The organism is Streptomyces venezuelae (assembly GCF_008642315.1).
GTDB classification, from domain to species: domain Bacteria; phylum Actinomycetota; class Actinomycetes; order Streptomycetales; family Streptomycetaceae; genus Streptomyces; species Streptomyces venezuelae_D.
Genome location: NZ_CP029192.1, coordinates 4,013,504 through 4,032,753, shown reverse-complemented (window position 1 = coordinate 4,032,753; position 19,250 = coordinate 4,013,504). Strand labels below are relative to the sequence as shown.

The 19,250-nt window shown below is 67.3% G+C and carries 13 protein-coding genes and 2 rRNA genes; 12 read left to right on the top strand and 3 right to left on the bottom strand.

All coding sequences use genetic code 11. The annotated features are described in order from the left end of the window. Window positions 1-97: 97 nt before the first annotated feature. The 4 genes from DEJ48_RS17250 to DEJ48_RS17235 all read left to right on the top strand — a co-directional run bounded on the left by DEJ48_RS17250 (window position 98) and on the right by DEJ48_RS17235 (window position 4,022). Entirely contained in the window at window positions 98-922 is an 825-nt protein-coding gene (locus DEJ48_RS17250; RefSeq protein WP_150217056.1) for a sugar phosphate isomerase/epimerase family protein, read from the top strand. After that, on the top strand, window positions 919-1,554 hold the full coding sequence (locus DEJ48_RS17245) for a TetR/AcrR family transcriptional regulator (protein ID WP_150217055.1): 636 nt from the start codon (window positions 919-921) through the stop codon (window positions 1,552-1,554). The genes DEJ48_RS17250 and DEJ48_RS17245 overlap by 4 nt, the downstream gene beginning before the upstream one ends. Window positions 1,555-1,744: 190 nt before the next feature. Beyond that, a complete protein-coding gene (gene ilvD, locus DEJ48_RS17240) occupies window positions 1,745-3,598 on the top strand; it encodes a dihydroxy-acid dehydratase (protein WP_150217054.1) in 1,854 nt (617 codons plus the stop codon). Between the two features lie 94 nt (window positions 3,599-3,692). Then, entirely contained in the window at window positions 3,693-4,022 is a 330-nt protein-coding gene (locus tag DEJ48_RS17235) for an SH3 domain-containing protein (RefSeq protein ID WP_411757462.1), read from the top strand. A gap of 87 nt (window positions 4,023-4,109) precedes the next feature. On the opposite strand, the gene DEJ48_RS17230 is transcribed toward DEJ48_RS17235, so the two are convergent. After that, window positions 4,110-6,383: a protein kinase domain-containing protein gene (locus DEJ48_RS17230; protein ID WP_150217053.1), complete on the bottom strand. Its 2,274-nt coding sequence runs from the start codon at window positions 6,381-6,383 to the stop codon at window positions 4,110-4,112. 183 nt (window positions 6,384-6,566) lie between these two features. Between DEJ48_RS17230 and DEJ48_RS17225 the strand changes: the two genes are divergently transcribed. The 5 genes from DEJ48_RS17225 to proC all read left to right on the top strand — a co-directional run bounded on the left by DEJ48_RS17225 (window position 6,567) and on the right by proC (window position 10,740). Continuing rightward, window positions 6,567-7,103, top strand: a complete 537-nt coding sequence (locus DEJ48_RS17225) for an EamA/RhaT family transporter (protein ID WP_150217052.1) — start codon at window positions 6,567-6,569, stop codon at window positions 7,101-7,103. A 207-nt stretch (window positions 7,104-7,310) separates the two neighbouring features. Then, window positions 7,311-8,081 carry a class I SAM-dependent methyltransferase gene (locus DEJ48_RS17220; RefSeq protein ID WP_150217051.1) on the top strand — a complete coding sequence of 257 codons (771 nt, stop codon included), beginning with the start codon at window positions 7,311-7,313 and terminating at the stop codon, window positions 8,079-8,081. A 65-nt stretch (window positions 8,082-8,146) separates the two neighbouring features. Beyond that, on the top strand, window positions 8,147-9,022 hold the full coding sequence (locus tag DEJ48_RS17215; protein ID WP_190537457.1) for an ABC transporter ATP-binding protein: 876 nt from the start codon (window positions 8,147-8,149) through the stop codon (window positions 9,020-9,022). Beyond that, window positions 9,019-9,756 (top strand): ABC transporter permease, encoded by a 738-nt coding sequence (locus DEJ48_RS17210; protein ID WP_150217050.1) that lies wholly within the window; start codon window positions 9,019-9,021, stop codon window positions 9,754-9,756. The genes DEJ48_RS17215 and DEJ48_RS17210 overlap by 4 nt, the downstream gene beginning before the upstream one ends. Window positions 9,757-9,915: 159 nt before the next feature. Continuing rightward, the gene (proC, locus tag DEJ48_RS17205; RefSeq protein ID WP_150217049.1) at window positions 9,916-10,740 is read left to right on the top strand and encodes a pyrroline-5-carboxylate reductase; all 825 of its coding nucleotides are present in this window, start codon (window positions 9,916-9,918) and stop codon (window positions 10,738-10,740) included. Between the two features lie 10 nt (window positions 10,741-10,750). Here proC and DEJ48_RS17200 read toward each other — a convergent pair whose 3' ends face one another. After that, window positions 10,751-11,338, bottom strand: coding sequence for a cysteine hydrolase family protein (locus tag DEJ48_RS17200; protein ID WP_150217048.1), 588 nt, complete (start codon window positions 11,336-11,338; stop codon window positions 10,751-10,753). Window positions 11,339-11,412: 74 nt separating this feature from the next. Between DEJ48_RS17200 and DEJ48_RS17195 the strand changes: the two genes are divergently transcribed. Beyond that, entirely contained in the window at window positions 11,413-12,420 is a 1,008-nt protein-coding gene (locus DEJ48_RS17195) for a GlxA family transcriptional regulator (RefSeq protein ID WP_150217047.1), read from the top strand. Here the strand turns inward: DEJ48_RS17195 and trpS are convergent. Then, entirely contained in the window at window positions 12,375-13,385 is a 1,011-nt protein-coding gene (trpS, locus tag DEJ48_RS17190; protein ID WP_150217046.1) for a tryptophan--tRNA ligase, read from the bottom strand. The genes DEJ48_RS17195 and trpS overlap by 46 nt on opposite strands. A gap of 863 nt (window positions 13,386-14,248) precedes the next feature. Here trpS and DEJ48_RS17180 point away from each other — a divergent pair. Together DEJ48_RS17180 and DEJ48_RS17175 are read left to right on the top strand one after the other, a co-directional pair. Continuing rightward, window positions 14,249-15,774, top strand: a 16S ribosomal RNA gene (locus tag DEJ48_RS17180). Window positions 15,775-16,086: 312 nt separating this feature from the next. Beyond that, a 23S ribosomal RNA gene (locus DEJ48_RS17175) occupies window positions 16,087-19,207 on the top strand. Together the 16S and 23S rRNA genes form the textbook arrangement of a ribosomal RNA operon. The last annotated feature ends 43 nt before the right edge of the window (window positions 19,208-19,250 follow it).

The window sequence follows — 19,250 nt, the reverse complement described above, 5'->3', positions numbered from 1 at the left end:
CGACCCGGACGGGGCTCCGGCCGACCTTGCGGGCCCCGACCAGGGCGGTACGAGGCCACCTCCCCGGCGCCCGGACGCGGCCCGTACGCTGTCCCTCGTGGCAGAACCAGTGGTGCGCATCCCGGATGCGAAGGTCGCCCTGTCGACAGCCTCGGTCTATCCGGAGTCGACGGCGACGGCCTTCGAGATCGCCGCGCGCCTCGGCTACGACGGCGTCGAGGTCATGGTCTGGACCGACCCCGTCAGCCAGGACATCGAGGCCCTGCGCAGACTGAGCGACTACCACCAGATCCCGATCCTCGCCGTTCACGCGCCCTGCCTGCTCATCACGCAGCGCGTCTGGTCCACGGACCCGTGGGTCAAGCTGCAGCGCGCCAAGGCCGCCGCGGAGAAGCTCGACGCGTCGACCGTCGTCGTGCACCCGCCGTTCCGCTGGCAGCGGCAGTACGCCCGCGACTTCGTCGACGGAATCTGGCGCATGGCCGACGAGACGGACGTGCGGTTCGCCGTCGAGAACATGTACCCCTGGCGCTACCGCGACCGCGAGATGCTCGCGTACGCACCCGACTGGGACGTCACCAAGGACGACTACCGCCACTTCACCGTCGACCTCTCGCACACCGCGACCGCCCGCACCGACGCGATGGACATGGTCGACCGCATGGGCGACCGCCTCGGCCACGTCCACCTCGCCGACGGCAAGGGCTCCGCCAAGGACGAGCACCTCGTCCCGGGCCGCGGCACCCAGCCCTGCGCCGAGCTCCTGGAGCGCCTCGCGGTCAACGGCTTCGACGGGCACGTCGTCATCGAGGTCAACACGCGCCGCGCGATGTCCAGCGCCGAACGGGAGGCCGACCTCGCCGAGGCCCTCGCCTTCACCCGGCTGCACCTGGCGTCCGCGGTGAAGGTGCCGCGCTCATGACCGCCACCGGCACGCCGTCGGAGGCCACGGCCCCGCGACGCCGGGGACGCCCGTCCCGTACGCAGACGGAGACCGGCCCCGCGACGCGCGACCAGATCCTGCGGGCGGCCCGCGAGGAGTTCTCCGAACGCGGCTACGAGAAGACGTCCGTACGCGGCATCGCCAAGGCAGCAGGCGTGGACTCGGCGCTCGTGCACCACTACTTCGGTACGAAGGAGCAGGTTTTCGAGGCGGCCATCACCGTCGCCTTCGCGCCCGCGCTGGAAGCGCCCGCCGCGATCGACGAAGGCCCGCTCGACGGGGTCGGTGAGCGCCTGACCCGGTTCGTCCTCGGCGTCTGGGAGAACCCCGCGACGCGCGCCCCGCTGCTCGCCATCGTGCGCTCGGCCGTCAACAACGAAACGGCCGCCGCGGTCTTCCGCCGCCTCATCTCCACCCAGCTCCTCGGGCGCATCGCGGGCCGTCTCGACCTGCCGGACGCGGAGCTGCGCGCCGAGCTCGCGGCCGCGCAGCTCGTGGGCGTCGCGATGCTGCGGTACGTGATCCAGGTCGAGCCGCTGGCATCGGCGGACGTGGAACAGCTCGTGGCCCGGCTGGCTCCGGTGGTGCAGGGGCACCTGACGGGGGCGTGAACGTGGACCGCGCGCCCCGAAAGGCATGAGACGGCCGTCCCGCGATTCGGACAGCCTGTCCAGATCCTGGAGCCGCGGCGTACGCTCGACAACAGTCACATCTCTCCGTAGACCGCACTCTCCGTAGACCAACCTTTCCGCAGATCGATATCTCCGTAGACCGCTGAAATCCCTGAAGGAGCGAGCGACCATGCCCGAGCTCAGGTCCCGCACAGTCACCCACGGCCGCAACATGGCGGGCGCCCGCGCCCTTATGCGCGCCTCCGGTGTACCCGGGGCCGACATCGGGCGGAAGCCGATCATCGCCGTGGCCAACTCCTTCACGGAGTTCGTCCCCGGCCACACGCACCTGCAGCCGGTCGGCCGCATCGTCTCCGAAGCGATCCGCGAGGCCGGCGGCATCCCGCGCGAGTTCAACACGATCGCCGTCGACGACGGCATCGCGATGGGCCACGGCGGCATGCTGTACTCGCTGCCGTCCCGCGACCTGATCGCGGACTCCGTGGAGTACATGGTCGAGGCGCACTGCGCCGACGCCCTGATCTGCATCTCCAACTGCGACAAGATCACCCCCGGCATGCTGATGGCCGCCCTGCGCCTCAACATCCCGACGGTCTTCGTCTCCGGCGGCCCGATGGAGGCCGGCAAGGCCACGCTGGTCGACGGCACGGTCCGCAAGCTCGACCTGGTCAACGCGATCAGCGACGCCGTCGACGAGAGCATCTCGGACGAGGACATCCTCCGCATCGAGGAGAACGCCTGCCCGACCTGCGGCTCCTGTTCCGGCATGTTCACCGCCAACTCGATGAACTGCCTGACCGAGGCCATCGGCCTCTCCCTGCCGGGCAACGGCTCGGTCCTCGCCACGCACACCGCCCGCAAGGCGCTGTACGAGAAGGCGGGGCAGACGGTCGTCGACATCACCAAGCGGTACTACGACGGGGACGACGCCTCCGTCCTGCCGCGCAGCATCGCCACCCACGCCGCCTTCGAGAACGCCATGGCCCTCGACATCGCCATGGGCGGCTCGACGAACACGATCCTGCACCTGCTCGCCGCGGCCCGCGAGGCCGAGGTCGACTACGACCTCGCCGACATCGACGCCGTCTCGCGCCGCGTCCCCTGCCTCGCCAAGGTCGCCCCGAACGCGGCGCCCACCACCACGTACTACATGGAGGACGTGCACCGCGCGGGCGGCATCCCCGCGCTCCTCGGCGAGCTGTACCGCGGCGGCCTCCTCAACGAGGACGTGCACACCGTCCACTCGCCGTCCATCAAGGAGTGGCTGGACACCTGGGACATCCGCTCCGGCTCCGCCTCCGACGAGGCGAACGACCTGTGGCACGCGGCGCCCGGCTGCAAGCGCTCCGCGGAGGCCTTCTCGCAGTCCGAGCGCTGGGACACCCTCGACACGGACGCCGCGGGCGGCTGCATCCGCGACGTCGCGCACGCCTACTCCAAGGACGGCGGTCTCGGCGTCCTCAAGGGCAACATCGCCGTGGACGGCTGTGTCGTGAAGACCGCGGGCGTCGACGAGTCGATCTGGAAGTTCGAGGGCCCCGCGGTCGTCTGCGACTCGCAGGAAGAGGCCGTCGAGAAGATCCTCAACAAGGTCGTGAAGGACGGCGACGTGGTCGTCATCCGCTACGAAGGACCCAAGGGCGGCCCGGGCATGCAGGAGATGCTCTACCCGACCTCCTTCCTGAAGGGGCGCGGCCTCGGCAAGACCTGCGCCCTCGTCACGGACGGCCGCTTCTCCGGCGGCACGTCGGGTCTGTCCATCGGCCACGCGTCGCCCGAGGCGGCGGCCGGCGGCACGATCGCGCTCGTCGAGGACGGCGACCGCATCCGCATCGACATCCCCGGCCGCTCGATCGAACTCCTCGTCCCCGAGGAGGAGCTGACCGCCCGCCGCGCGGCGCTCGGCGGCGTGTACGCGCCGAAGGCCCGCGAGCGCAAGGTCTCCGCGGCCCTGCGCGCGTACGCGGCGATGGCGACCAGCGCCGACAAGGGCGCGGTCCGGGACGTGTCGAAGCTCGGCTGAGCCTTCACGGAAACTTTTCGGGGCGCGGGCGCGTCCTTGGTGTGAGAAACGCACCGAGGGCGGCCCGCGTCCTCGTGTACGGGGGGAGAGCACTGTGAGCGAGAACGTGATGGTGCCGGAGACCGAGAGCGTCATCGACATCGACATCGACATCGACGCGGAGATCGACATCGAGGCGAAGGCCGCCAGGTCCTACCCGATCGTCGCGGACGTCAACGTCCGATCGGGCCCCGGCACTTCGTACCGCAAGGTCGGCCGCCTCAGTGCGGGCTCCCGCGTCACCATCGCCTGCCAGAAGCCGGGGGAGACGGTGACGGGCCCGACCGGCACGTCGAAGATCTGGGACCGCATCGGCAGCGGCCGGTACGTCTCGGACACGTACGTCCGCACGGGCAGCAGCGGATACGTGGCACCGCGCTGCTGACGCCTGATCCTGGCCTCGTCCTGGCCCCGGGGTCCGGCCGGACGTCAGCGTTCAGCCGGACTTCGGTGTTCAGTCGGACGTCAGCGTTCAGCCGGACTTCGGCGGCTTCGTCGCGTCGAAGGCGAACACCGTGTTCTTGGCGGCCGCCACGACCACCACGCTCCCCTCGACGTGCACGCGCGGGCTCGCGCCCACCTCGCCCGCCAGACCGTCGGCCCGCGGGTTCGTGGACCACCGCTGCTCGCCCTTGCGGGAGGTGAGCGCGGCGACACGGCCGCTGGCCGAGCTGAAGTAGAGCATTCCGTCGCCGTCCCCGGACACCGGCCCGGACAGGCCCTCCACGCCCGTCTGCCGGGACCACTTCTTCCTGCCGGTCACCGGGTCGAGCGCGTTGACGAGCCCGGTCTGCCCGGTCACGAAGACGGTGCCGTCCGCCATCCCGGGCGTCCCGTCGTACGTCTTCGGCAGCCGTGTGTACGTGGCCTTCGTGGAGTCCCGGCCGACCCGCGTCACCCCGTCGTAGCCCACCAGTGCGGGCCCTTCGTGCCGCTCGTGCAGGAGTACGAGGCTGTCGCCCGACGTGCCGACCGGCACGGCGGGTCCCCGGACGGCGACGGGCTCGCCGACGCTCCCCGACGCGAGGTCGACGGTGCGCAGCTCGGGGTGGCGCACATCGGTCGCGTCGATCTCGGCGCTCGGCGCGCACATCGCGTACAGCCGCGTGCCCGCCGTGACCGGGGCGCACTGCTTGCCCGCGGGGAACGGCTGCTTCCAGGCGACCTTGCCGCTGTGCGCCTGCCGCGCCTCGAACCGGCTGTTGGACGCGTCGATCGTCACGACGGTCGAGCCGACCACCACGGCGTCCTGCGTACGGTTCGTCACGGCCGTCGACTGGGCGCCGGACGGCACCGACCACAGCTCCTTGCCCTTGTCCGCGTCGATGGCGACCACTTCGGTGGCGGGGTTGACCGGGTCGTCCTGGGCGGCGATGCGGTAGCCGAGCACCGTGTCGTCGGTGACGCCCACCATGTGCATGCCCTGCGCGGGCACGCCGGGGCTCTTCTCCGTCCAGACCCGGGAGCCGTCGGAGAGCCTGATCCGGGTGGCGACGACACCGCCGCCCCCGCAGAACAGCGCGTCCCCGCGTGCCTCGCAGCGCAGCTCGTCGGGGATGTCCGCGCGGCCGCCCGGCACGGTCTTGCGCCACGGCTCGAACCCGCCGGGCAGCCGCGCCCCGGCGGCGGCGATGTCCCGTCCCTGTTCCCCGGAGCCGGGCTCCTTCGAGTCGCCTGCCCCCAGCACCGCGACACCGCCGCCGATGGCGGCCACGGCGACCGCGGCGGCCAGCGCGGGACGCCAGCGGCGACGCAGCCGGCGCCCGAGGAGGGTCCCGGTCTCCGTCTCCGCGGGGTCCGGGGCGGCCGTGGGCGCCGGAGCGGGTGCCGGCACGGGCGCCGGAGTGGCGTCGTCCGCCGACAGATGGTGCTGCGTGTCGGTCTCACGGGTGCGGCGCGGGCTCGCGGCCGGATCCGTACCGTCGGCCGCGCCGCCGAGGTCGGACGGCAGATCCCGCAGCCGTACGAGAAGTTCGTCCGCGGAGGGCCGGGCGTCGGGATCCTTCGAGAGGCACGGCTCGACGACCTGCCGCAGCGCGCCCGGCACCGCGCCCAGCGAGGGTGGCTCGTGGACGACTTGATACGCCGTCATGTACGGGCTGTCCGCGTCGAAGGGCCCCTGCCCGGTCGCCGCGTACACCAGCAGCGTGGCCAGCGAGAAGACGTCGGAGCGCGGCCCGACGCCGCGCGGCGTCTGCAACTGCTCGGGCGACATGAACGGCGGCGTGCCGATCACCCGGCCCGTCATCGTCAGCGTCTGCTGGTCCGCGGCGCGCGAGATGCCGAAGTCGATGACGCGGGGGCCCTCGGGGGAGAGGACCACGTTGGACGGCTTGAGGTCCCGGTGCACGACGCCCGCGCGGTGGATGTCGCGCAGCGCCTCGGTGAGCCCGATGGCCAGTCTGCGCAGCTCGGCACCGCCGATCGGACCCTGCTCGGCGATGCGCTGGGCGAGCGTGGGGCCCTCGATGAACGTGGTCGCCATCCAGGGGTGCTCGGCCTCGGGATCGGCGTCGATGACGGCCGCGGTGAAGGCGCCGCTGACCCGGCGGGCCGCGGCGACCTCCTGCCGGAAACGGATCCGGAACTCGTCGTCGTCCGCGAACTGCTGGTGGATCAGCTTGATCGCGACGGGCCGTCCGGAGGCCGTACGGCCCAGGAACACGGTCCCCATGCCGCCCGAACCGAGACGCGCCTCGAGCGGGTATCCGCCGATTTCCTCCGGATCTCCTCCACGGAGCGACATGCTGACCGACCTCCCCCGCGTTCACCGATGCAACGTTTCGCTGCCCAAACTAGCGGCCGAGCCTTGCGCCCTGGCAAGGCGGGGGACGAATAGGGCGCGCCTGCACGCGCGCCACCGCCTTCCGGGCGGACAGGCGATACACGCGCGCCGCCAGCTTCTGGGGAGGCAGGCGATAATCGACGAGTGACCGACGACCCCGCCCCCCAGACACCGCCCCCGGGCACAACTCCCTCATCCTCTTCCTCCGCCGGCACGGCCCCAGGCCCGCAACCGGAACCGCTCCGTTTCTTCGGGACGACCTGGGTGGCCCACGACGGCGGCTACGGCGCCCGGCGCGCCGGCGTGGCCGTCGGCTCACTTGTCGCGGCGGCCGCGGGCTGCTTCGTGCTGCGCTTCGCGTACGAGGGCCTGGCCATCGCGGCGGTCGGCAAGTTCGTGAACCTGCTGGTCGTCGTGATGTTCGCGATCTGCAGCGCCCTCGCCTTCCGCCGCACCTGGGAGGGGTTCACACGCCGCCACGACCCGGCGTCCCAGTCCTCGATGCGCGGCCTGATGACCATCGGCTTCGTCGGCACCCTCCTCGCGTACTTCCTCCGTTCCTTCTCCGAGGCCCCGGGCGAGAAACTGCACCGCAAGGAGTACGAGGAAGCGCGCGAGCAGTACGAGAAGCGCACGGCCCGCCGCACCCGCAACCCCTCCCGCAAAAACCGCAAGCGCTGAACCGGCCCCGGCGCCGGGGGGGGGAGGGCGGGAGCGGCACGCGTTCCGTACGGGGTGGTGGCCCCATGGGGTCGGGGCCGCGCGGGGTGGGGCCGTACGAGGTTGAGTCCGCGCCGGACGCAGGCGGCTCCGCGCCGGGCCCGGACGGCTCCGCGCCGGACCCATGACCCCTGGCGGGACCGTCGCCCCGCGCGCCACGATCCCCCCATGACTGCCGCCCCTTCGCGCGCCCACTCCTTCAACGCGGCCGCCGCCCAGTACGCGGCCTACCGCCCCTCCTATCCGCCCGCCCTCTTCGACGCCCTCGAACGCCTGGCGGGCCGCCCCCTCGCCCGCGCCCGCGTCGTGGACGTCGGCGCGGGCACCGGGATCGCCACCGCCCTGCTCGCCGAGCGCGGCGCGAACGTCCTCGCGGTCGAGCCGGGGGACGGCATGGCGGACCAGTTCCGCCGCACGCTCCCGCACATCCCCCTCGTACGCGGCAACGGCGACGCCCTGCCCCTGGCCGACGACTCGGCCGACTTCATCACGTACGCCCAGGCCTGGCACTGGACCGACCAGGGCCGCTCCGTCCCCGAGGCCCTCCGCGTCCTGCGCCCCGGCGGCGCCCTCGCCCTGTGGTGGAACGGCCAGGACCACCTGGACCCCGAAGCACCCTGGCTCGGCGAACAGGCCATCCGCATCGCCCGCTTCCTGGGCACGGACGACCAGGCCCACCGCGCGGCCGACCACGCATCGAACCAGGTCGGCGACCTGACGACCGCCCTCGCCTGCCACCGCGACCGCCTCCACTGGAGCCGCCGCGTCCCGCTCGACACCCACCTCGCCAACCTCGCCACGCACTCCGCGTTCCTGGTCCTCGACGACCGGCGCACGTCGGCCTTCTTCGCGCAGGAGCGCGAGCAGCTCCTGAAGGTCTTCCCGGATGCGGTGGTCGAGGAGCGCTACGTGGTGGACCTATTGGTGGCGACCCCATAACCCCTTCCGACGCACTCGGCGGGATCGGCTTGACGACCCCGACCGCCGGGAGGATTATTCATCACATGATGAATAAGAGGAGTCCGGCGGCCGGCCTCACGGCTCCAACGCCCCGCCCGGCCGACGACCACCCGAACACGACGCCCCCCGGACCGGCCCCGGCCACCGCCGTCCTGGCCCGGGACCTCACCGTCGTCCGAGGCCCCCGCACCGTCCTGCGCGGCCTCGACTTCACCGTCCCCCGAGGCCAGATCACCGGACTCCTCGGCCCCTCCGGCTGCGGCAAGTCCACGCTCATGCGCGCGATCGTCGGCACCCAGGCCAAGGTCACCGGCACCCTCCAGGTCCTCGACCACCCCGCGGGCGCCCCCGCCCTCCGCTCCCGCGTCGGCTACGTCACCCAGAGCCCGTCCGTCTACGACGACCTCACCGTCCGCCAGAACCTCGACTACTTCGCCGCCGTCCTCGACCCCGGCACAGGCGCCGCCGCCGACCGCCGCCGCGACCACGTCACCCGCGTCCTCGACGACGTCGCCCTCACCTCCCACGCCGACTCCCTCGCCGGACACCTCTCCGGCGGCCAGCGAAGCCGCGTCTCACTCGGCGTCGCCCTCCTCGGCGCCCCCGAACTCCTCGTGCTCGACGAACCGACCGTCGGCCTCGACCCCGTACTCCGCCGCGACCTCTGGCAGCTCTTCCACGCCATCGCCGCCGACCGCGCCGCCACGCTCCTCGTCTCCTCGCACGTCATGGACGAGGCCGAACGCTGCCACCGGCTCCTCCTCATGCGGGACGGCGAACTCCTCGCCGACGACACTCCCGACGCCCTGCGCACCCGAACCCACTCCGACACCGTCGAAGAGGCCTTCCTCCACCTCGTGGACGAAGCCGACGCACGCCACGCGGCCCCCAGCAGCACCACGCCCAGGAGCACCCCATGAACGCCTACCGCACCTTCGCCACCGCAGCCCGAGTCCTGCGCCAGCTCCGCCACGACCCGCGCTCCATCGCGCTGATGATCCTGGTCCCCTGCGTGATGCTGCTCCTCCTGCGCTACGTCTTCGACGGCAGCCCGCAGACCTTCGACTCCATCGGCGCCTCGCTCCTCGGCATCTTCCCGCTCATCACGATGTTCCTGGTCACCTCCATCGCCACCCTGCGCGAGCGCACCTCCGGCACCCTCGAACGCCTCCTCGCCATGCCGCTGGGCAAAGGCGACCTCATCGCCGGCTACGCACTCGCCTTCGGTGCCCTCGCCGTCATCCAGTCCGTCCTCGCCACCGGACTCGCCCTCTGGGCCCTCGGCCTCGAAGTCACCGGCTCCGCCTGGCTGCTCCTCCTGATCGCCCTGCTCGACGCCCTCCTCGGCACCGCACTCGGCCTGTTCGTCTCGGCCTTCGCCGCCTCCGAGTTCCAGGCCGTCCAGTTCATGCCGGCCGTGATCTTCCCCCAGCTCCTGCTCTGCGGCCTGTTCGCCCGGCGCGACACCATGCAGCCGATCCTGGAGTGGATCTCGAACGCCCTCCCCATGTCGTACGCCGTCGACGGCATGAACCAAGTCCTCCACCACCCCGACGTCACCGGGGACTTCGTCCGCGACGTCGTCATCGTCGCCGGCAGCGCCCTCCTGGTCCTCGCCCTCGGCGCCGCCACCCTCCGCCGCCGCACAACCTGACCCCCGGACCACGACCCATAGACGGCGACCCACGAACCGCGACCCATAGACCACGCCCCACCGCACCCCCGCGCATCCCGCCCACCGGACACCACCCCTGCCCCCGCCGCACCGATGCGAGGATGGCCCCCGGACGAAGCAACCCGGAGGCCCCCGTTCATGAGCAGCAACACGAGCCAGAAAGTCGCAGTCCTCGGCACCGGAAAGATCGGTGAAGCCCTGCTCAGCGGCATGATCCGCGGCGGCTGGGCGCCCGCCGACCTCCTGGTCACCACCCGCCGCCAGGAACGCGCCGACGAACTCCGCACCCGCTACGGCGTCACCCCCGTCTCCAACGCCGAAGCCGCCAAGCAGGCCGACACCCTGATCCTCGCCTGCAAGCCGCAGGACATGGCCAAGCTGCTCGACGAACTCACCCCCCACGTCACCCCCGACCGCCTCGTCATCAGCGCCGCCGCCGGAATCACCACCGCCTTCATCGAAGAGCGCCTGCCCCAATCCACCCCCGTGGTCCGCGTCATGCCGAACACCCCCGTCCTCGTCGACGAGGGCATGTCCGTGATCTCGGCCGGCAGCCACGCCTCCACCGCCGCCCTGGCCCACGCGGAGGCCATCTTCGGCGCCGTCGGCAAGACCCTCCGCGTCCCCGAGACCCAGCAGGACGCCTGCACTGCCCTCTCCGGCTCGGGCCCCGCCTACTTCTACTTCCTCGTCGAAGCCATGACCGACGCCGGCATCCTCCTCGGCCTGCCCCGCGACAAGGCCCACGACCTCATCGTCCAGGCGGCGATCGGCGCGTCCGTGATGCTCCGCGACAGCGGCGAACACCCCGTGAAACTCCGCGAGAACGTCACCTCCCCCGCGGGCACCACGATCAACGCCATCCGCGAACTCGAGAACCACGGAGTGCGCGCCGCCCTCATCGCCGCCCTGGAAGCAGCCCGCGACCGCAGCCGCGAACTGGCCTCCGGCAACAACACCTGACCCCTGCCCCCTACTGCGCGGCCGCGGTCCGCACCGTCTCCGTGGTCACCACCTGCGCGAAGCCCCCACCGTGCAGGGAAACCGCCGTGGCCTGCGCCAGCTCCTCCGCCTCACGCCGCCAGCCGAAGGGCCCCGCCAGATCGAAGGTGTACGTCGCGTCCAGCGCGAACACCACCTCGTACCCGAGGTTCCCTCCCATCCGCGCCGTCGTCTCGGCGCACATGTTGGTCTGAATTCCGACCACCACGAACTGCGTGATCCCCTCGGCCTTGAACCAGGCGTCCAGATCCGGCGACCCGTAGAAGGCCGAGTTCACGGTCTTGGTCACCAACAGCTCGGCCCCCGCTCCCTTCCCACGCCGCTCCTCGACGTACTCCTTGAAGCCGTTGCCCGCATACCCAGGCCGCAGCGGCGACTCCGGCTTCGTCGAGTCGTGCCGGACGAAGACCACCGGCCGTCCCGTCGCCTGCCACACGTCGAGCAACGACGCGATGTTGTCGTCGGCCTCCGGGTTGTTCCGCGTCCCCCAGAACTCCTCCTCCTCGAACCCCTTCTGTACGTCCACCACGACCAGCGCTGCGTTCTCTGCGATCTCCATGACCACGATGCTGCCGCCCCGCACCCCAACGCCCCAGCGGTACAAAAGACGGCGATCGATGGTTTACTGCCAACGTGCCCAGCACCCTCCCTTCCCCTTCCTCACAGCGCATCGCCCTCCTGGCCTTCCCCGGCATCCGCGCGTTCGACATCTCCGTCATCACCGAGGTCTGGGGCACCGACCGCACCGACCGGGGAGCGCCCGCCTTCGACCTCCGCCGTGTCGGGGCCGACCCCGCACCCGTACCGATCCGAGGCGGTCTGACCCTCACCCCCGACCGCACCCTCGACTGGCTGACCGGCCTCACCGGCACGGACCTGATCGTCGTCCCCGGCCTGGACGACCACCTCACGCCCGCCCCGCAGCCCGTCCTCGAAGCCCTGCGCGAGGCCCACACCCGAGGGATCACCGTCGCCGCGCTCTGTGGCGGCGCCTTCACCCTCGCCCAGGCAGGACTGCTCGACGGCCGCCGAGCGATCACCCACTGGAACCTCGTCGACCTGCTCCGCGCCCATCACCCCCTCGTCACCGTCGAACCCGACGCCCTCTTCATCGAGGACGACAACATCTGGACCGCGGCGGGCACAGCCGCCGGCATCGATCTGTGCCTGCACCTCGTCCGCACCACCCACGGCTCCGAAGCCGCCGCGACCATCGCCCGATCGATGGTCACCGCCCCCTTCCGCTCCGGCACCCAGGCCCAGTTCATCGAGCACCCCACACCGCGCGCCGACCGCGACGCCGATGCCCTCGCCTCCGTCCGCGAATACGCCCTCCGTCACCTCCACGAACCGCTCACCGTCACCGACCTCGCCGCCCGCGCGGGCATGTCGGCACGCTCCTTCGCCCGCCACTTCACGGCGGCCACCGGCACGACCCCACTCCGCTGGCTCCTGGACCAGCGCATCGCGGCCGCGCAGAAACTCCTCGAACGCACCGACCTCCCCATGCCCGAGGTCGCCCGCCGCGCGGGCTTCGGCAGCGAGGTCACGATGCGCCAGCACTTCGCATCGCGCCTCGCCACCAGCCCCCGTGCCTACCGCGCCTCGTTCACCGGCGGCAGCAGCCCGATCGCCCGATAGGCCCCGTCCACCGTCGGCTTGGCCATGCTCCGCGCCCGCTCGGCTCCCCGCCGCAACACCTCCTCCAAGTACCCGGGATCTGCCACCAGCTCCTTGTGCCGCTGCTGTACGGGCCTGAGCAGTTCCACCACGGCCTCGGCGGTGTCCTTCTTCAGCGCGCCATACGACTCGTATGCACCGCTCAAGGCTTCCGGGTTCCCTCCCTGACAGGACGCGAGGATCTCCAGCAGATTCGAGACCCCCGGCTTGGACTCGGGGTCGAAGACGATCTCGCTGCCGCTGTCCGTGACGGCCCGCATGATCTTCTTGCGCACCACCTCCGGCTCGTCGAGCAGATAGACGATGCCGGCCCCGGCCTCGTGGGACTTGCCCATCTTCGACGTCGGGTCCTGGAGGTCCATGACCCGCGCGGCCACCTTGGGCGGCGTGGCCCGCGGCACGACGAAGGTCTGCCCGTACCGCTGGTTGAACCGCACCGCCAGATCCCGCGTCAGCTCGACGTGCTGGGTCTGGTCCTCACCGACCGGCACCTCGTCCGCGTCGTACGCCAGGATGTCCGCGGCCATCAGCACGGGATAGGTGAGGAGCGACAACCGCACGCTCCCGCCCCGCGCCCGCTCAAGGACGGACTTCTCCTTGTACTGGATCATGCGCCGCATCTCGCCGTCCGTCGCGACGCACTCCAGCAGATACGAGAGCCGGGCGTGCTCGTCCACATGACTCTGGACGAAGACGGTCGCCCGCTCGGGATCGATCCCGGACGCGAGCAGCAGCGTCGCCGCCTGCCGACTGAGCCTGCGCACCCGTCCGGGATCGTGGTCCACGGTCAGGGCGTGCAGGTCGACGATGCTGAAGAGGGAGTCGGCCCGGAACTGGTCGACCTCGGCCCACTGCCGGACGGCTCCCAGGTAGTTCCCCAAGGTCAGGTGCCCGGTCGGCTTGACCCCGCTGAAGATCCTCGTCATTTCTCCGCCTCCTGGTCAGGACCGCCGGCCCGGCGACCGGGCTCCGGATCCCCCAGGGGGAGAACGAGAAACGGCCGCCGAGGCGGCGGCCGTTGAGTACATGCGTATGTACGGCCGCCCTCAGGCGGCCCACCACAGTTGGGCGTACGCACGTGTAGTCACGTCATCCAGAGTAGACCCGACGGAGGCCCGTCGTCATGAGTTGACACTCCGGGGGCGGCTACGTAGTGTTCTCCGAGTTGCCCGACGTGAGCGTCGACCACACGGTCGGTCCCCGGGCAGCCATTCCGCAAGAACCATTACAACGATCGACGTCGTGCGCCCTTCCGGGTCTCGCCTTCGGTTCGTTTTCATGCGTATTTGCGAAATGAGGAATCGGCGTTCGAAAGGACGCCCCCGATTAGGTCGGGAGCCAGGGTTCCGCTAAAGTCTCACTCGTCGGAACGGCCCAACAGCCGCAAAGACAACCCACTCTGACTGGGAGTCAGGCCCGAAAGGATCTGATAGAGTCGGAAACGCCGGAAAGGGAAACGCGAAAGCCGAAAGGCCGGAGCGGGAACCGGAAAGGCACCGAGGAAATCGGACACGAAAGAGTCTGATAGAGTCGGAAACGCAAGAACAAAAGAAACACCGAAGGGAAGCGCCCGGAGGAAAGCCCGCAAGGGTGAGTACAAAGGAAGCGTCCGTTCCTTGAGAACTCAACAGCGTGCCAAAAGTCAACGCCAGATATGTTGATAACCCCGGCTCACTTCGGTGAGTTGGAGGTTCCTTTGAAAAAACACAGCGAGGACGCTGTGAACGGACGGGATTATTCCTCCCGACCGTTCCGCTCTCGTGTGTGAGCACCGGATTACCGGTACACATTCACGGAGAGTTTGATCCTGGCTCAGGACGAACGCTGGCGGCGTGCTTAACACATGCAAGTCGAACGATGAAGCCCTTCGGGGTGGATTAGTGGCGAACGGGTGAGTAACACGTGGGCAATCTGCCCTTCACTCTGGGACAAGCCCTGGAAACGGGGTCTAATACCGGATAACACCTTCCCTCGCATGGGGGAAGGTTGAAAGCTCCGGCGGTGAAGGATGAGCCCGCGGCCTATCAGCTTGTTGGTGAGGTAGAAGCTCACCAAGGCGACGACGGGTAGCCGGCCTGAGAGGGCGACCGGCCACACTGGGACTGAGACACGGCCCAGACTCCTACGGGAGGCAGCAGTGGGGAATATTGCACAATGGGCGAAAGCCTGATGCAGCGACGCCGCGTGAGGGATGACGGCCTTCGGGTTGTAAACCTCTTTCAGCAGGGAAGAAGCGAAAGTGACGGTACCTGCAGAAGAAGCGCCGGCTAACTACGTGCCAGCAGCCGCGGTAATACGTAGGGCGCAAGCGTTGTCCGGAATTATTGGGCGTAAAGAGCTCGTAGGCGGCTTGTCACGTCGATTGTGAAAGCTCGGGGCTTAACCCCGAGTCTGCAGTCGATACGGGCTAGCTAGAGTGTGGTAGGGGAGATCGGAATTCCTGGTGTAGCGGTGAAATGCGCAGATATCAGGAGGAACACCGGTGGCGAAGGCGGATCTCTGGGCCATTACTGACGCTGAGGAGCGAAAGCGTGGGGAGCGAACAGGATTAGATACCCTGGTAGTCCACGCCGTAAACGGTGGGAACTAGGTGTTGGCGACATTCCACGTCGTCGGTGCCGCAGCTAACGCATTAAGTTCCCCGCCTGGGGAGTACGGCCGCAAGGCTAAAACTCAAAGGAATTGACGGGGGCCCGCACAAGCAGCGGAGCATGTGGCTTAATTCGACGCAACGCGAAGAACCTTACCAAGGCTTGACATACACCGGAAAGCATTAGAGATAGTGCCCCCCTTGTGGTCGGTGTACAGGTGGTGCATGGCTGTCGTCAGCTCGTGTCGTGAGATGTTGGGTTAAGTCCCGCAACGAGCGCAACCCTTGTTCTGTGTTGCCAGCATGCCCTTCGGGGTGATGGGGACTCACAGGAGACCGCCGGGGTCAACTCGGAGGAAGGTGGGGACGACGTCAAGTCATCATGCCCCTTATGTCTTGGGCTGCACACGTGCTACAATGGCCGATACAATGAGCTGCGATACCGTGAGGTGGAGCGAATCTCAAAAAGTCGGTCTCAGTTCGGATTGGGGTCTGCAACTCGACCCCATGAAGTTGGAGTTGCTAGTAATCGCAGATCAGCATTGCTGCGGTGAATACGTTCCCGGGCCTTGTACACACCGCCCGTCACGTCACGAAAGTCGGTAACACCCGAAGCCGGTGGCCCAACCCCTTGTGGGAGGGAGCTGTCGAAGGTGGGACTGGCGATTGGGACGAAGTCGTAACAAGGTAGCCGTACCGGAAGGTGCGGCTGGATCACCTCCTTTCTAAGGAGCACTTCTAGGCTGCCTCGGCAGCCCAGAGGCCACTACGTCGGCAAACGTTCGACGGTGGTTGCTCATGGGTGGAACGTTGACTACTCGGCACACTTGATCGTCTTCTCCTTCTAGTACTGCTCGTCAGAGCGTGGAGCGTTGAGGGAAGCGGTAAGGGTGTCGGGCACGCTGTTGGGTATCTGAGGGTACGGGCTGTCAAGCCTGTCCTTCGCGATGCCGACCCCAGTGCACTCGGGCTACTGGTCCGGGGTGATGGGTGGTTGGTCGTTGTTTGAGAACTGCACAGTGGACGCGAGCATCTGTGGCCAAGTTTTTAAGGGCGCACGGTGGATGCCTTGGCACCAGGAACCGATGAAGGACGTGGGAGGCCACGATAGTCCCCGGGGAGTCGTCAACCAGGCTTTGATCCGGGGGTTTCCGAATGGGGAAACCCGGCAGTCGTCATGGGCTGTCACCCGCTGCTGAACACATAGGCAGTGTGGAGGGAACGCGGGGAAGTGAAACATCTCAGTACCCGCAGGAAGAGAAAACAACCGTGATTCCGGGAGTAGTGGCGAGCGAAACCGGATGAGGCCAAACCGTATGCGTGTGAGACCCGGCAGGGGTTGCGCATACGGGGTTGTGGGATCTCTCTTTTACAGTCTGCCGGCTGTGAGACGAGTCAGAAACCGTTGATGTAGACGAAGGACATGCGAAAGGTCCGGCGTAGAGGGTAAGACCCCCGTAGTCGAAACGTCAGCGGCTCGTTTGAGAGACACCCAAGTAGCACGGGGCCCGAGAAATCCCGTGTGAATCTGGCGGGACCACCCGTTAAGCCTAAATATTCCCTGGTGACCGATAGCGGATAGTACCGTGAGGGAATGGTGAAAAGTACCGCGGGAGCGGAGTGAAATAGTACCTGAAACCGTGTGCCTACAAGCCGTGGGAGCGTCGGGATGGAGCTTGCTCCATCCTCGTGACTGCGTGCCTTTTGAAGAATGAGCCTGCGAGTTTGCGGTGTGTTGCGAGGTTAACCCGTGTGGGGAAGCCGTAGCGAAAGCGAGTCCGAATAGGGCGACATAGTAGCGCGCTCAAGACCCGAAGCGGAGTGATCTAGCCATGGGCAGGTTGAAGCGGCTGTAAGAGGTCGTGGAGGACCGAACCCACCAGGGTTGAAAACCTGGGGGATGACCTGTGGTTAGGGGTGAAAGGCCAATCAAACTCCGTGATAGCTGGTTCTCCCCGAAATGCATTTAGGTGCAGCGTCGTGTGTTTCTTGCCGGAGGTAGAGCACTGGATAGGCGATGGGCCCTACCGGGTTACTGACCTTAGCCAAACTCCGAATGCCGGTAAGTGAGAGCACGGCAGTGAGACTGTGGGGGATAAGCTCCATGGTCGAGAGGGAAACAGCCCAGAGCATCGACTAAGGCCCCTAAGCGTACGCTAAGTGGGAAAGGATGTGGAGTCGCAGAGACAACCAGGAGGTTGGCTTAGAAGCAGCCACCCTTGAAAGAGTGCGTAATAGCTCACTGGTCTAGTGATTCCGCGCCGACAATGTAGCGGGGCTCAAGCGTACCGCCGAAGTCGTGTCATTCCAGCAATAGGGCCAACGCCTGCTGGGATGGGTAGGGGAGCGTCGTGTGCCGGGTGAAGCTGCGCCGGAAGGCAGTGGTGGACGGTTCACGAGTGAGAATGCAGGCATGAGTAGCGATACATACGTGAGAAACGTGTGCGCCGATTGACTAAGGGTTCCTGGGTCAAGCTGATCTGCCCAGGGTAAGTCGGGACCTAAGGCGAGGCCGACAGGCGTAGTCGATGGATAACCGGTTGATATTCCGGTACCCGCTGTGAAGCGTCAAACATCGAGCCCATTAATGCTAAGGCCGTGAAGCCGTCCTGGAGCCTTCGGGCAAAGGGAAGTGGTGGAGCCGCTGACCCAAGGTGGTAGTAGGTGAGTGATGGGGTGACGCAGGAAGGTAGTCCAGCCCGGGCGGTGGTTGTCCCGGGGTAAGGGTGTAGGGCGCTGTCTAGGTAAATCCGGACAGCTTGTGCCTGAGACCTGATGCCGAGCCGATTGTGGTGAAGTGGATGATCCTATGCTGTCGAGAAAAGCCTCTAGCGAGTTTCATGGCGGCCCGTACCCTAAACCGACTCAGGTGGTCAGGTAGAGAATACCGAGGCGTTCGGGTGAACTATGGTTAAGGAACTCGGCAAAATGCCCCCGTAACTTCGGGAGAAGGGGGGCCATTCCTGGTGATGAGTCTTGCACTCTGAGCTGGGGGTGGCCGCAGAGACCAGCGAGAAGCGACTGTTTACTAAAAACACAGGTCCGTGCGAAGCCGTAAGGCGATGTATACGGACTGACGCCTGCCCGGTGCTGGAACGTTAAGGGGACCGGTTAGTGCGCTTTCGGGCGTGCGAAGCTGAGAACTTAAGCGCCAGTAAACGGCGGTGGTAACTATAACCATCCTAAGGTAGCGAAATTCCTTGTCGGGTAAGTTCCGACCTGCACGAATGGCGTAACGACTTCTCGACTGTCTCAACCATAGGCCCGGTGAAATTGCACTACGAGTAAAGATGCTCGTTTCGCGCAGAAGGACGGAAAGACCCCGGGACCTTTACTACAGTTTGATATTGGTGTTCGGTTCGGCTTGTGTAGGATAGGTGGGAGACTTTGAAGCGGGCACGCCAGTGTTCGTGGAGTCAACGTTGAAATACCACTCTGGTCGTGCTGGATGTCTAACCTCGGTCCGTGATCCGGATCAGGGACAGTGTCTGATGGGTAGTTTAACTGGGGCGGTTGCCTCCCAAAGAGTAACGGAGGCGCCCAAAGGTTCCCTCAGCCTGGTTGGTAATCAGGTGTTGAGTGTAAGTGCACAAGGGAGCTTGACTGTGAGACCGACGGGTCGAGCAGGGACGAAAGTCGGGACTAGTGATCCGGCGGTGGCTTGTGGAAGCGCCGTCGCTCAACGGATAAAAGGTACCCCGGGGATAACAGGCTGATCTTCCCCAAGAGTCCATATCGACGGGATGGTTTGGCACCTCGATGTCGGCTCGTCGCATCCTGGGGCTGGAGTCGGTCCCAAGGGTTGGGCTGTTCGCCCATTAAAGCGGTACGCGAGCTGGGTTTAGAACGTCGTGAGACAGTTCGGTCCCTATCCTCTGTGCGCGTAGGAATATTGAGAAGGGCTGTCCCTAGTACGAGAGGACCGGGACGGACGAACCTCTGGTGTGCCAGTTGTCCTGCCAAGGGCATGGCTGGTTGGCTACGTTCGGAAAGGATAACCGCTGAAAGCATCTAAGCGGGAAGCCTGCTTCGAGATGAGTATTCCCACCCCCTTTGAGGGGTTAAGGCTCCCAGTAGACGACTGGGTTGATAGGCCAGATCTGGAAGCCCGGTAACGGGTGGAGGTGACTGGTACTAATAGGCCGAGGGCTTGTCCTCAGTTGCTCGCGTCCACTGTGTTGGTTCTGAAACCACGAACAAC

Excerpts from the sequence above, each read along its gene's own strand:
- DEJ48_RS17245 (WP_150217055.1), top strand. The coding sequence starts at position 919 with ATGACCGCCACCGGCACGCCGTCGGAGGCCACGGCCCCGCGACGCCGG.
- ilvD (WP_150217054.1), top strand. The coding sequence starts at position 1,745 with ATGCCCGAGCTCAGGTCCCGCACAGTCACCCACGGCCGCAACATGGCG.
- DEJ48_RS17230 (WP_150217053.1), bottom strand. The coding sequence starts at position 6,383 with ATGTCGCTCCGTGGAGGAGATCCGGAGGAAATCGGCGGATACCCGCTC.
- DEJ48_RS17220 (WP_150217051.1), top strand. The coding sequence starts at position 7,311 with ATGACTGCCGCCCCTTCGCGCGCCCACTCCTTCAACGCGGCCGCCGCC.
- DEJ48_RS17215 (WP_190537457.1), top strand. The coding sequence starts at position 8,147 with ATGATGAATAAGAGGAGTCCGGCGGCCGGCCTCACGGCTCCAACGCCC.
- DEJ48_RS17210 (WP_150217050.1), top strand. The coding sequence starts at position 9,019 with ATGAACGCCTACCGCACCTTCGCCACCGCAGCCCGAGTCCTGCGCCAG.
- proC (WP_150217049.1), top strand. The coding sequence starts at position 9,916 with ATGAGCAGCAACACGAGCCAGAAAGTCGCAGTCCTCGGCACCGGAAAG.
- DEJ48_RS17200 (WP_150217048.1), bottom strand. The coding sequence starts at position 11,338 with ATGGAGATCGCAGAGAACGCAGCGCTGGTCGTGGTGGACGTACAGAAG.
- trpS (WP_150217046.1), bottom strand. The coding sequence starts at position 13,385 with ATGACGAGGATCTTCAGCGGGGTCAAGCCGACCGGGCACCTGACCTTG.